Source organism: Isoptericola maris, from assembly GCF_048065335.1.
Lineage (GTDB): Bacteria > Actinomycetota > Actinomycetes > Actinomycetales > Cellulomonadaceae > Isoptericola > Isoptericola rhizosphaerae.
Genome location: NZ_JBLUNY010000003.1, coordinates 263,303 through 277,145, shown reverse-complemented (window position 1 = coordinate 277,145; position 13,843 = coordinate 263,303). Strand labels below are relative to the sequence as shown.

5 protein-coding genes, 3 tRNA genes and 3 rRNA genes are annotated in these 13,843 nt (G+C 65.5%); all 11 read right to left on the bottom strand.

Annotated elements, in window-relative coordinates; translation table 11 throughout:
• Positions 1-53: 53 nt before the first annotated feature.
• A 5S ribosomal RNA gene (rrf, locus tag ACH5HR_RS07925) occupies positions 54-170 on the bottom strand.
• A 106-nt stretch (positions 171-276) separates the two neighbouring features.
• Positions 277-3,389, bottom strand: a 23S ribosomal RNA gene (locus tag ACH5HR_RS07920).
• A 428-nt stretch (positions 3,390-3,817) separates the two neighbouring features.
• Positions 3,818-5,343, bottom strand: a 16S ribosomal RNA gene (locus ACH5HR_RS07915).
• Together the 16S, 23S and 5S rRNA genes form the textbook arrangement of a ribosomal RNA operon.
• A 518-nt stretch (positions 5,344-5,861) precedes the next feature.
• On the bottom strand, positions 5,862-7,367 hold the full coding sequence (gene putP, locus ACH5HR_RS07910; RefSeq protein ID WP_402376389.1) for a sodium/proline symporter PutP: 1,506 nt from the start codon (positions 7,365-7,367) through the stop codon (positions 5,862-5,864).
• Between the two features lie 213 nt (positions 7,368-7,580).
• Positions 7,581-7,653 (bottom strand) — tRNA-Arg (locus tag ACH5HR_RS07905).
• Between the two features lie 161 nt (positions 7,654-7,814).
• Positions 7,815-7,906, bottom strand: a tRNA-Ser gene (locus tag ACH5HR_RS07900).
• Positions 7,907-8,033: 127 nt separating this feature from the next.
• A tRNA-Ser gene (locus ACH5HR_RS07895) sits at positions 8,034-8,121 on the bottom strand.
• Between the two features lie 95 nt (positions 8,122-8,216).
• A complete protein-coding gene (locus ACH5HR_RS07890; RefSeq protein WP_246910907.1) occupies positions 8,217-8,762 on the bottom strand; it encodes a GTP-binding protein in 546 nt (181 codons plus the stop codon).
• 418 nt (positions 8,763-9,180) lie between these two features.
• Positions 9,181-9,597 carry a DUF742 domain-containing protein gene (locus ACH5HR_RS07885; protein WP_402376392.1) on the bottom strand — a complete coding sequence of 139 codons (417 nt, stop codon included), beginning with the start codon at positions 9,595-9,597 and terminating at the stop codon, positions 9,181-9,183.
• Positions 9,598-9,605: 8 nt separating this feature from the next.
• Positions 9,606-10,055 (bottom strand): roadblock/LC7 domain-containing protein, encoded by a 450-nt coding sequence (locus ACH5HR_RS07880; RefSeq protein ID WP_106265244.1) that lies wholly within the window; start codon positions 10,053-10,055, stop codon positions 9,606-9,608.
• 101 nt (positions 10,056-10,156) lie between these two features.
• Positions 10,157-13,825, bottom strand: a complete 3,669-nt coding sequence (locus ACH5HR_RS07875; protein WP_416477227.1) for a sensor histidine kinase — start codon at positions 13,823-13,825, stop codon at positions 10,157-10,159.
• Between the last annotated feature and the right edge of the window lie 18 nt (positions 13,826-13,843).

Here is a 13,843-nt window from a genome sequence, read left to right as displayed (position 1 = left end):
ATGCAGCGAGGCCCCCCGCACCGTGTGGTGTGGGGGGCCTGGCTGTGAAGGGTGTCCGGCGGCGTCCTACTCTCCCACCCCGTCTCCAGGGCAGTACCATCGGCGCTGAAGGGCTGAGCTTCCGGGTTCGGTATGGGACCGGGCGTTTCCCCTTCGCTGTGACCGCCGTAACGTTGTCGAGTTGTGTGGGTGCCCGACCTGCCCTGTGGTGGGGGTGGGTGGGGTGGTGCCCGTTTCTCGGGAACCGCACAGTGGACGCGTGCATGCATGTGTGTTGTGTTGAAGTTGTTGGCTTATTAGTACCGGTCAGCTGCGACAGTCGTTGGTCCTGTCTTCCACTTCCGGCCTATCTACCCAGTGGTCTAGCTGGGTGCCTTCACCCCACGAGGGGGATGGAAACCTCATCTTGAAGCAGGCTTCCCGCTTAGATGCTTTCAGCGGTTATCCCTTCCGAACGTAGCGAACCAGCGGTGCTCCTGGCGGAACAACTGGCATACCAGAGGTTCGTCCGTCCCGGTCCTCTCGTACTAGGGACAGCCCTTCTCAAGTTTCCTGCGCGCGCAGCGGATAGGGACCGAACTGTCTCACGACGTTCTAAACCCAGCTCGCGTGCCGCTTTAATGGGCGAACAGCCCAACCCTTGGGACCTACTCCAGCCCCAGGATGCGACGAGCCGACATCGAGGTGCCAAACCATCCCGTCGATATGGACTCTTGGGGAAGATCAGCCTGTTATCCCCGGGGTACCTTTTATCCGTTGAGCGACGGCGCTTCCACAAGCCACCGCCGGATCACTAGTTCCGACTTTCGTCCCTGCTTGACCTGTCGGTCTCACAGTCAAGCTCCCTTGTGCACTTGCACTCGACACCTGATTGCCAACCAGGCTGAGGGAACCTTTGAGCGCCTCCGTTACATTTTGGGAGGCAACCGCCCCAGTTAAACTACCCACCAGGCACTGTCCCTGATCCGGATCACGGACCGAGGTTAGATGGTCGATGCGGTCAGAGTGGTATTTCAACGATGACTCCACTCGCGCTGGCGCGCGGGCTTCATAGTCTCCCACCTATCCTACACAAACCGCACCGAACACCAATACCAAGCTATAGTAAAGGTCCCGGGGTCTTTCCGTCCTGCTGCGCGTAACGAGCATCTTTACTCGTAGTGCAATTTCGCCGAGTTCGCGGTTGAGACAGCGGAGAAGTCGTTACGCCATTCGTGCAGGTCGGAACTTACCCGACAAGGAATTTCGCTACCTTAGGATGGTTATAGTTACCACCGCCGTTTACTGGGGCTTAAATTCTGGGCTTCGCCCGAAGGCTGACCCGTCCTCTTAACCTTCCAGCACCGGGCAGGCGTCAGTCCGTATACATCGTCTTGCGACTTCGCACGGACCTGTGTTTTTAGTAAACAGTCGCTTCTCCCTGGTCTCTGCGGCCCTTGCTGCCGTCACCCGCGAGGGGTTGGACAGTTCGGGCCCCCCTTCTCCCGAAGTTACGGGGGCATTTTGCCGAGTTCCTTAACCACGATTTGCTCGATCGCCTTGGTATTCTCTACCTGACCACCTGAGTCGGTTTGGGGTACGGGCGGCTAGAACCTCGCGTCGAGGCTTTTCTTGGCAGCAGAGGATCACCCGATTCCCGCTTGTGCGGTCACCGTCAGCTCTCACCGTGTGTGCTTCGCGGATTTACCTACGAAGCCGGCTACGGCCTTGGACGTGGTCTACCATCGCCACGCCGGGCTACCTTCCTGCGTCACCCCTGTTAACACGCTTACCTACTACCGGTTCGGGTCCCACGCCTCGCCACCGGTGTCACCCGAAGGTGACGGTGGTGGTCCGGGGTGGTTAGCATCACCGGGCTCGGTATGGGCGGTTCTTCGCCGGTAGGAGAATATCAACTCCTTGTCCATCGACTACGCCTGTCGGCCTCGCCTTAGGTCCCGACTTACCCAGGGCGGATTAACCTGGCCCTGGAACCCTTGGTCATTCGGCGGACGGGTTTCTCACCCGTCTTTCGCTACTCATGCCTGCATTCTCACTCGTGTGGCCTCCACCGCTGGATCACTCCGCGGCTTCACTGCCCACACGACGCTCCCCTACCCACCCACACACCTGAACACCCCTCAAGGGGATGCTGGGTAAAGTGTGAGTGCCACGGCTTCGGCGGTGTACTTGAGCCCCGCTACATTGTCGGCGCGGAATCACTTGACCAGTGAGCTATTACGCACTCTTTCAAGGGTGGCTGCTTCTAAGCCAACCTCCTGGTTGTCTGTGCAACTCCACATCCTTTCCCACTGAGCACACGCTTAGGGGCCTTAGCCGGTGGTCTGGGCTGTTTCCCTCTCGACTACGAAGCTTATCCCCCGCAGTCTCACTGCCACGCTCTGGCTTACCGGCATTCGGAGTTTGGTTGACGTCAGTAACCTGGTGAGGCCCATCGGCCATCCAGTAGCTCTACCTCCGGTAAGGAACGCGTGACGCTGCACCTAAATGCATTTCGGGGAGAACCAGCTATCACGAAGTTTGATTGGCCTTTCACCCCTAACCACAGGTCATCCCCTCAGTTTTCAACCTAAGTGGGTTCGGTCCTCCACGCCGTCTTACCGGCGCTTCAACCTGCCCATGGCTAGATCACTTCGCTTCGGGTCTAGACCCGGCGACTGCATCGCCCTGTTCGGACTCGCTTTCGCTACGGCTTCCCCACACGGGTTAACCTCGCCACCGAGCACTAACTCGCAGGCTCATTCTTCAAAAGGCACGCCGTCACCCCTGCTAGGGAGGCTCCGACGGATTGTAGGCACACGGTTTCAGGTACTATTTCACTCCCCTCCCGGGGTACTTTTCACCTTTCCCTCACGGTACTTGTCCGCTATCGGTCACTAGGTAGTATTTAGGCTTAGCAAGTGGTCTTGCCAGATTCACACGGGATTTCTCGGGCCCCGTGCTACTTGGGATCCCCTTCACCAGGCCACGCCATTTCGTCTACGGGACTCCCACCCTCTACGGTCCGCCTTTCAATGCGGTTCGACTATGACACGACTTTCTTACTGGTCAGGACCATGTCAGTGATCCTCGAAAGGTCCCACAACCCCATACACGCAACGCCTGACAGCTTGACACGCATATGGTTTGGCCTCATCCGCTTTCGCTCGCCACTACTCACGGAATATCTCTTCCTGCCGGTACTGAGATGTTTCACTTCCCGACGTTCCCCCCTGCACCCTATGAATTCAGGTACAGGTGACCGCACATGACTACGGCCGGGTTCCCCCATTCGGACATCCTCGGATCACAGCTCGTTTGCCAGCTCCCCGAGGCTTAACGCAGGCTACAACGTCCTTCTTCGGCTCCTAGTGCCAAGGCATTCACCGTGTGCCCTTAAAAACTTCGACACACACTACAAATATGCTACAGAAATCCAAGAATAATACTTGAACATCTGGGATGCTCGCGTCCACTGTGCAGTTCTCAAGCAACGGACGGTCCCGCCGGCCCACCGGTGCACCCACCCCCACAACCGTGGAGCGGTCTGCACCAGACCAACGACCCGTATCCATCCGAGGACAAGCCCCGACCACTTCCATGGCCGGTTGCCTCAGGACCCAACAGTGTGCTCAACCAACCCACCAGCCACGCCGACCACGTTCCAGACCACCACCCAAGAGCAGCAGACGTACTAGCAGCCGACCGCACCAGCGGACCGACGTTCGTCAATGTTCCACCCAGAGCAACCACCAGACGCACGTTCGGCGCCTACAGCAGCTGTGCATGACCACCCACCACGAGGCAAGCCCCGCAGCGAGCAGTATGTGCTCCTTAGAAAGGAGGTGATCCAGCCGCACCTTCCGGTACGGCTACCTTGTTACGACTTAGTCCCAATCGCCGGTCCCACCTTCGACCACTCCCCCCGGAAAACCGGTTGGGCCATGAGCTTCGGGTGTTACCAACTTTCGTGACTTGACGGGCGGTGTGTACAAGGCCCGGGAACGTATTCACCGCAGCGTTGCTGATCTGCGATTACTAGCGACTCCGACTTCATGGGGTCGAGTTGCAGACCCCAATCCGAACTGAGACCGGCTTTTTGGGATTCGCTCCACCTTACGGTATCGCAGCCCTCTGTACCGGCCATTGTAGCATGCGTGAAGCCCAAGACATAAGGGGCATGATGATTTGACGTCATCCCCGCCTTCCTCCGAGTTGACCCCGGCAGTCTCCCATGAGTCCCCGGCATAACCCGCTGGCAACATGGGACGAGGGTTGCGCTCGTTGCGGGACTTAACCCAACATCTCACGACACGAGCTGACGACAACCATGCACCACCTGTGCACCGACCTTGCGGAACCACCATCTCTGGCAGCGTCCGGTGCATGTCAAGCCTTGGTAAGGTTCTTCGCGTTGCATCGAATTAATCCGCATGCTCCGCCGCTTGTGCGGGCCCCCGTCAATTCCTTTGAGTTTTAGCCTTGCGGCCGTACTCCCCAGGCGGGGCACTTAATGCGTTAGCTGCGGCACGGAACTCGTGGAATGAGCCCCACACCTAGTGCCCAACGTTTACGGCATGGACTACCAGGGTATCTAATCCTGTTCGCTCCCCATGCTTTCGCTCCTCAGCGTCAGTGACTGCCCAGAGACCTGCCTTCGCCATCGGTGTTCCTCCTGATATCTGCGCATTCCACCGCTACACCAGGAATTCCAGTCTCCCCTACAGTACTCTAGTCTGCCCGTACCCGATGCAAGCCCGAAGTTGAGCCTCGGGATTTCACACCAGACGCGACAAACCGCCTACGAGCTCTTTACGCCCAATAATTCCGGACAACGCTTGCGCCCTACGTATTACCGCGGCTGCTGGCACGTAGTTAGCCGGCGCTTCTTCTGCAGGTACCGTCCACCCGAAGGCCTTCTTCCCTGCTGAAAGAGGTTTACAACCCGAAGGCCGTCATCCCTCACGCGGCGTCGCTGCATCAGGCTTTCGCCCATTGTGCAATATTCCCCACTGCTGCCTCCCGTAGGAGTCTGGGCCGTGTCTCAGTCCCAGTGTGGCCGGTCGCCCTCTCAGGCCGGCTACCCGTCGACGCCTTGGTAGGCCATCACCCCACCAACAAGCTGATAGGCCGCGAGCCCATCCCCCACCGAAAAACTTTCCAACACCCACCATGCGGCAGATGCTCATATCCGGTATTAGACCCCGTTTCCAAGGCTTATCCCGAAGTGGAGGGCAGGTTGCTCACGTGTTACTCACCCGTTCGCCACTGATCCACCCAGCAAGCTGGGCTTCACCGTTCGACTTGCATGTGTTAAGCACGCCGCCAGCGTTCGTCCTGAGCCAGGATCAAACTCTCCGTAAAAGAGAGAAAACAACCAACAACCCCCGAAAGAGCCGCCAGTCGCCTATCGATACTGGCCAGACCAAACAGACTAGCTGTTCAATCCAGTCCAAAGGAACCAAAAAGGTTCAAAATTTGGCATTGACTATCAAGCACACTGTTGAGTTCTCAAACAACCGACGCACACCATCCAAGACCGGAACAACCGCTCCGACCCCGTCCGGGGCAACCCCTCTAACTTAGCAGTTCCGATATCTCCGTGCAAACCGACCGAATCTCTGATTCGTGCGATTTCGGTGATTCCGAACCCGCCCCACTCTATCAGAGCGCGCATGGCGTCCTGATCCAGAAGGATGTGGTTTTCAGCTCCGGCCCGGCCACCGGTACCCAGCCCGTGGGCTGTCTCCTCGGTGTCCGTCGGCCCGTCGGGCTGACTCAGAGAACATTACAGAGGTCGCGGCCCTGGCGTCAACGCGGGACGACGTGGCGCGCGCCACTCCCCCGAGCGGCTCGCCCGGGCCCCGAGGCAACGACCCGGCTCAGACCGCCGCGCTCCGGGCGGGAGGCGCGGCGAGCCGTCGGGCCTCGTCGAACTCCTCCTCGACGTCCGCACCTGGCCGAGCGGTCAGCAGGCTCACCCCCACGGCCGCCACCAGGCCCACGGCGAACCCCGGGACGATCTCGTACAGCGAGTCAGACAGTCCGCTGCGTCCCCAGGTGAACGCGACCACGGCGCCGCCCACCATCCCGGCGAGCGCACCCCAGCGGGTCAGCCGGCGCCAGTAGAGGCTCAGCAGGACGATCGGGCCGAACGCCGCACCGAAGCCGGCCCAGGCGAACCCGACCAGGTCGAGGATCGTCGCCGTGCGGTCCAGCGCGATGAGGCCCGCGACGAGGGCCACCATGAGGACGCCCGCTCGGCCGAGCATCACCTGAGCCTTCGGGGTGAGCTCCCGCTTGGTCGTCATCTTCACCAGGTCCTCGACGAGCGCCGACGAAGAGACGATGAGCTGGGAAGAGATCGTCGACATGATCGCCGCGAGCACGGCGGCCAGCACGAGCCCCGCCACCAGGGGATGGAACAAGGTCTGGGCCAGGAAGAGGAAGACGGTCTCCGGGTTCTCCAGCGTGAGCCCGTTGACGTTGACGTACGCAACGCCGATCAGTCCGGTCATGACGGCGCCTATACCCGTGAGGATCATCCACGAGATGCCGATGCGACGGCCCACCTTGGCGTCCGCCGGCGATCGCATCGCCATGAAGCGCACGATGATGTGCGGCTGACCGAAGTACCCGAGCCCCCAGGCGACCGCGGAGATGACACCGGTGGCCGAGGCACCGGCGACGAAGGACAGGTGGTCCGCGGCGGCCGAGGTGTCCGCGGCGAGGATCCCCTCGCGCACGACGTCCCAGCCACCCATCTCGGCGATGGCCACGATCGGCACGAGGACCAGCGCCAGGAGCATGAGGACCCCCTGTGCGACGTCGGTCCACGTCGCACCGAGGAATCCGCCGAACAGGGTGTAGGCCAGCGTGACGCCACCGACGACGAGCAGGCCCGTCAGGTAGCTCATGTCGAACGAGCTCTCGAAGAAGGTCCCGCCCGCGACCATCCCGGAGGAGACGTAGAAGGTGAAGAACACCAGGACGATCACGCCGGCGGCGATCCGCAGCAGCCGCGAGGTGTCCCGGAGCCGGTTCTCGAAGAAGCTCGGGATCGTGATCGAGTTGTTCGAGACCTCGGTGTAGGCCCGCAGCCGCGGCGCCACGAACTTCCAGTTGAGCCAGGCGCCGACCGTGAGCCCGATGGCGATCCACGCCTCCACCAGCCCCGCGGCATAGATGGCGCCGGGCAGGCCCATCAGCAGCCAGCCGGACATGTCGGAGGCGCCAGCACTCAGCGCCGCGACGCCGGGGCGCAACCGTCGGCCACCCAGCATGTAGTCGTCGAGGTTCTTCGTGTTGCGGAACGCGGTGTAGCCGATCCCCAGCATCAGTGCCAGGTAGGCCACGATGGCGATCAACTTCCAGGTCTGATCGCTCATGCGACCATCCTCCCGTACGTCGTGCAGCGTCTCGCACCCGACGCACCGTCGCGCCACGTGCTGCCCGCCGCACGGCTGCGGCGGCGAGGGGCCAGGTCAGTTCCGTACGACCTCAGGATCCCTGCTGCCGACGTGCCTCGCTGCGGTACCGCCCCACGGGTCCACCAATGAGAAACGGCCCGATCCCGGAGGGATCGAGCCGTCATCTCAGCGTGCGCCCGGAGGGATTCGAACCCCCAACCTTCTGATCCGTAGTCAGATGCTCTATCCGTTGAGCTACGGGCGCAGACCGTCCGATGCTCGCGCACCGGCCGACGAGAACATTACCGTGCCGACTGCCGATCCCCAAACCGGGATCCGCGATGGTGACTGACGCCACCACGGCCGGACACAGAATGCCTTTGCACCGACAGAAAAGACCCCGGGCGTTGAGCTCCGGAGTCTTCCTGGCGGAGACGGCGGGATTTGAACCCGCGAACGGGTTGCCCCGTTACCACCTTAGCAGGGTGGCGCACTAGACCAGACTATGCGACGTCTCCTCAGCGGCCAGGCATCAGCCTGTGCTGCGGCGCCCAGACTACCCGTCTCGAGGGCCGCGGAGCAAAAGGCGGGGCAGACAGCGAGTCCCCGGGCCGGTGACGCGGCCCCTACCAGCGATGATCTCAGCGGAGGGCGGGGGATTCGAACCCCCGGTGCGGGGTTGCCGCACAACGGTTTTCAAGACCGTCACATTCGGCCGCTCTGTCAGCCCTCCCAGGCCCCGCAGTCTAACGGGGCGGGCACGCGTACGACGACGGCCGGCCCGCGGGCGGGTGCCCACCGACCGGCCGCATCGGAGACGTGCAGCGATCAGCTCGGAGCGCCGCCCGACCGCAGCTGCCGCATGGCGAGCTGGACGAGAGAGATCAGCGTCTGCTTGGTGGCCGCCCGGGAGCGCGCGTCCGTGTAGAGCATCGGCACGTGCGCCGGGATCTGCAGCGCCTCACGGACGTCCTCGAGGCGGTGCTTGGCCACACCGTCGAAGCAGTTGACCCCGACCACGAACGGGATGCCCCGCTGCTCGAAGTAGTCGATCGCCGGGAAGCACTGCTCGAGCCGGTCGGTGTCCACCAGCACGACGGCACCGATCGCGCCACGCACCAGGTCGTCCCACATGAACAGGAAGCGGTCCTGGCCAGGCGTGCCGAACAGGTACAACCAGAGGTTCCCGGGCAGCGACACACGGCCGAAGTCCATGGCCACCGTCGTGGTCGTCTTGCGGTCCGTCACCCCGCCCGCGTCGTCGACGCCCACCGAGTGCTCCGTCATCGCAGCCTCGGTGTTGAGCGGCTCGACGTCCGAGATGGAGCCGATGAAGGTCGTCTTGCCGACGGCGAACCCGCCGGCGACGACGATCTTCGTGACGGTCGGCGCTGCCCCGGCATCCGTGGAGGGCGACGCCGCTGCCGCGGGAGCGGACTTCTGGACGGACTGCTGCTGCACCGAGTGCTGCTGCGCAGCCTGACCGGCCGGTGCGGCCTGCGGGCTCACCGTCCCCTGAGAAGCGGCGACGTTCGAGGCGGCGCTCGCCTGCTGCTCGGGTGCCGACTGCGTGGGGGCCTGCGGGGCGTTGGACATCTGCTGCTTCTCCTGGGGTGCACCCGCCTCGGCGCGCGTCGATCCACCGAGCACGCTCTGACGCACCGGTGAGCTGGTCCGTGCTGCGCCGAAGGGTGACGGCGCACCGGCGGCAGGGGCGTTCAGCCCGCCCGCCGGTGACGAGACCGGCGCCCAGCTGGGGGCCCGACTGCCGGAACCCCCGGGCGCCGCGCTGTCAGAGGGTGGAAATGCCATTGAGAACACTCTCCAAGACGCTCAGGGAAAGCCCCGAGTGGTTGCTGCCGTGGCCCGTGTGGACATTCACCGGAGCCGACGTGTGCACAGTGATGTGGCCCTCCTCCTGCATGTCCGCCACGAGGATGCGGACGACCCCCAGGGGGAGCTTCAGGAGGGCCGAGAGCTCGGCGATCGACACGTACGTGTGCGCCGCGTGCTGCAGGATCGCGCGCTTCTCGGGGGTGAGCCCGAAGCTGCTGACCGCTCCTGGCATGACCTCGACCAGCGCCTCGAGCGGCAGATCGGACATGGAGGACCGGACGCGGCCACCCGTGACCGCGTAGGGACGCACCGTGGAAGCCTCGTAGCCGTCTGCGGAGTGCGTGCCCAGGGAACCGAACGGTGCGTGCGACATCCTCTATCTCATCCAACCTGCGCTGAGCGCGTCGTGCCGTCGACGGGAAGACTGCCCCGCATCTCGGAGATGAGCTGCGGCGTGAGCGTGGCCTCGGTGCGCGACACCAGCAGGGCCATCTCGTAACCGATGAGGCCGATGTCGCAGTTCGCCTCGGCCACGACCGCGAGGACCGAACCGTTCGAGACGTTCATCAGGAAGAGGTAGCCGTTGTCCATCTCGATGATGGCCTGCCGGACGTTGCCACCACTGAGCTGGCGCGAGGCGCCACGGGTCAGGCTCGACATCCCCGACACGATCGCAGCGAGCTGGTCGCCGCTGGTGCGATCGAGATGGTCCGACATCGCCATGAGGAGACCGTCCGCAGAGACCACCAGGGTGTGGCGGCTGCCCGGGACGGTCCGGACGAAGTTGTCGAGAAGCCACCCGAAGTTGGTCGCTTCAGTACTGAGGGTCACGCTTCCTCCTCGTCAGGTGCGCTGAGTGCGCAGGTCACCGCTGCTGCGGAGACGATCCAGGGACATCATTCACGGTCAAGGGGTCATCCGTCGAGGCCTCGTCACCCGGTTGCCTCGGAACGTCCGCGAGCGGTTGCCGACTGGAAGGCCGACAGCCGCGCGCGCAGCTGCTCCGGATCACGTTCGATACGGGCCGAGAAGCGGTCCGCTGACACGGGCTGCCCAGCGTTCCTGCTCCGGCGGGTCAGGCCGTTCGTGGCCTCCGGTGCCACCGCGGTGGGCCGGTACGTCTGCTCCTCGTTGCTGGTCGTCACGTTCTCTTCCTGGAAGACGCCGCGCTGCATGAGCGTGGACATCTCCTCGTACAGGACGGCCGAGGCCATCCACTCGGACCGCGCCTCGACGGTGTCGGGCACGTAGTGGGGGTCGAGCGCGTCAGCCCTGGCGTCCCCGGTGGAACGCAGCGGCAGCACGGACTCGCCGTAGGACCTGGCCGCCGGGCGGCCGTCGTCCGGCGACGCCGCGAAGGCGGGCGCGGCAGCAGGGGGTGCGGGATCCTCGGACGGTGCCGGTTCGACCGGGCGAGGCGCGGGGAACGGGACGTCCTCGACGACCGGCGGCTGGTAGGCCACCGGTGCCGCGGCGGGACGCTCTGGAGCGAACGGCTCCGGCTCGGTGGCACGCGGTGCCGCGGCACCCGACCACCCGCCGTCTGCCCCCGGCGCCTGCTGCAGCGGGCGCTCCGGCGCGGAGCCCGCGGAGTCCTCGCTGACGGCGAGCGTCGGTGCCGTCAGCGGATCGACGCCCCGAGCGGAGCCGACGGGCTCGGCCGAGGAACCGTTCGTGACCGAGCTCGCCGCCGCAGCGGCAGCCTCCTCGACGGCGGGCTTGCGGCCGAAGAGGCCACGCTTGCGCGAGCCCTGGGCGGACGCCGTCTCGCTACGCCGGCTCGGCAGGTCGGACATCAGGTCCTCGAACGCCGGCAGGGTGGTGAAGCCGGAGTCCTCGGAGGCCGCCGGCTCGTCGCGCGGGCGCTCCGGCGCGGGAGCTGCCGCGACCGGTGCGGGCGCCGGCCGCGCCGGCGGCGCGACGGGCGGCGACTGGACCGACGCCGGGCTCTCCGCGACCGGGCTGAACGCCACGGGCACGTCGGCAGGGTCGTCCGTCACGGCGTCGAGCTGGAGGGTGCCGTCACCGGAGGTCTCCTCCAGGCGCTCCATCGACCGGAAGCTCGAGAAGAGGCCGGTGCGCTGCTCCGGCTCGATCGGCGCCGGGGCCGGCTCGTCCTGCGGAAGGAGCGGCATCGCGCCCGAGTGGACGTTCGGCTCGTTCACGCCCCCGGCAGGGCGCTGGCGGCTCGGCAACGAGCTGCCCGACGTCGACACCTCGCGCGGCGGCGACCAGGAAGCGTCCTCGGCCTGCTGCGAGGCGGCCTCGTCCATGTGGGGCGTGGCGAGCGGGGGCAGCACGATCGACTCGGTCGGCGGGCCCTCGTCACCACGACGACGGCGCGGCATGCCGGTGGCGGTGGTGCCGTCCGTCAGGGCGTCGAGGTCGACGGGCTGGGCCGTCGGCGGCTCCGGCTGCGCCATCCCGAACGAAGACTGCGCGGGCTGCCGCTGGTCGGCCGGCTGGAGCCGGGCGGCGGGCATCGGCATCGCCGGCGCCGAGCGGCGGTCGACGGTGGCATCGTCCGGGTACTGACCCTCCGGTGCGTACGCCGGGGCGGCCGGGCTCGACGCCGCCCGCGGGTCGGCGGGGACGGTCTGCGGGACCGCTTCGGTCAGGCCGGTCCTCGCCTGCTCCGGGCCGGCCTGCGCCACCGCGTGCTGCGTCGCCGTCTCGAGCGGGTCCGTCGGCTGCGGCAGGGGAACCGCGTCGTCGGACAGGAAGAGCTCGTGCGGGAACGCGATGGTCACCGTCGTGCCCTTGCCACCCTGACCGGCGCTGAACTCGACGGTGGCCCGCAGGCGCACGGCGAGGCGGCCGACCACGAAGAGGCCGAGGCGCTGGGCGCCGACCGCGTCGGACGCGGTGGTCGAGGCGACCTTGTGGTTGGCGTCGGCGATCTCCTCGGCAGACATGCCGAGGCCGTGGTCGCGGACCGTCACGACGACACCGCGCTCGTCTCGCGCCGTAGAGACCTCCACGGGGGTGTGCGGCTCCGAGAACATGGTCGCGTTCTCGAGCAGCTCGGCGATCAGGTGAGCCGCGTTCAACGCGTTGTGGCCGAGCATCTGCGGGTCGGTGTGCAGGCTGAGCCGCACGCGGTCGTAGAGCTCGATCTCGGACGACGCCGTCCGGATGACGTCGGAGACGGGCATCGGGTGACGGACACGACGGCCGGAGTCGATGCCGGCGAGGACCAGCAGCGACTCGGCGTTCCGGCGCATCCGGGTGGCGAGGTGGTCGAGCCGGAAGAGGTTGGACAGCGTGCTCGCGTCCTCCTCCGAGCGCTCGAGCTCGTCGAGGAAGGCGAGCTGGCGGTTGAGCAGCACCTGGTCACGCCGGGCGACGTTGACGAACATCTCCGCGATCGAGCCCCGGAGCGCCGCCTGTTCCCGGGCGACGTCCATCGTGGTCTCGTTGACCTGGTTGAACGCGTGCGCCAGGCGGCCGATCTCGTCGTCGGACTCGACCGGGATCTGCACCAGGTCGACGTCGGGCGACTGACCCGGGACCGCCATCTGCTCGACCATCTGCGGGAGGCGCTCACGCACGTCCGCCGTGGCGACGGTCAGGCGGCGCAGCGGGGACACGATGCGTCGGGCGATGACCAGCGCGATGACCAGCGACAGCAGCACGATGCCGAAGGTGGCGACGAGCGTACCGATCGCCTGGTTGCGGGCGTTCGACGACACGCTCTTCGCGTGGGTCACCGTCGCGTCGCGGACCTCGTCGCGCACCGGCTGCATCTCGTCGACCCAGGCCTGGGAGAGCTCGGACCAGGTCGCGGCGTTGCGCTGGTTGATGTTCGAGAAGTCGAGGAACTGCAGCTGGAACCGCAGGCCGTCCAGCTCGTCGGAGTAGCCGGGGAGCTCGATCCCCAGGCCCAGGCGGTCGACGCGGTCCTGCGCCGCCGCCCGCAGGTCGTCCGTGGTGTTCAGCGCGGTGACCATCTGGTTCATGAGGTCGCCGTTGCGATCGCCGTCGGTCGCCTCGGCACGTGCCGCGTCGGCGAGACCGAGCGCCACGATCGGCCGCTCGTAGGTGTTCGCCAGCATCGCCTGGTCCATCCCCACGTAGGCGTTCAGACGCTCGGCGAGTGCCGAGTCGGTCGAGGCCGCGGAGAGCGACCGGGGGATGTCCAGCGCCCGTTCGATGATCTCGCCGTACTGGGCGGTCGCGGACGCAGCGGTGATCTGCCCGGCGATGACGTCGGTCTGCAGGTCGTCGACGGCCCGGCGGTCCTCGAGCGTCGCGTTGATGGCGTCGCGCACGTTGGTGCTCAGCATGTCGGTGTCGAGCGCGGCCAGCGCCTCGTTGCGCGCGTCGATCGCCTCGTCCGTCTGCTCCTGCGCCTCGACGAGCTGGTCCATCGCGCCCTCGACGTCGTTCAGCGCGGCGACGGACAGCGCCCGCTCCGCCGCCATCGCGGTGCCCGCCCGGTCCTGCAGCTCGAGGCTGTCCACCAGGCCCGACGACTGGTTGGACTGAATCATGTCCTGCAGCGCGCCCCACGAGATGTACGTGGCGGCCAGAAGTAGGACGAAGATCGGCACGGCGAGTGTCGCAAGGATCTTCCCGCGAACGCCCAACCTGCGGAGCATGGGGACCTCTCTCCATCA

Bases quoted from the DNA above. Each gene is read 5' to 3' on its own strand.
- putP (WP_402376389.1), bottom strand. From the start codon at position 7,367: ATGAGCGATCAGACCTGGAAGTTGATCGCCATCGTGGCCTACCTGGCA.
- ACH5HR_RS07885 (WP_402376392.1), bottom strand. From the start codon at position 9,597: ATGTCGCACGCACCGTTCGGTTCCCTGGGCACGCACTCCGCAGACGGC.
- ACH5HR_RS07875 (WP_416477227.1), bottom strand. From the start codon at position 13,825: ATGCTCCGCAGGTTGGGCGTTCGCGGGAAGATCCTTGCGACACTCGCC.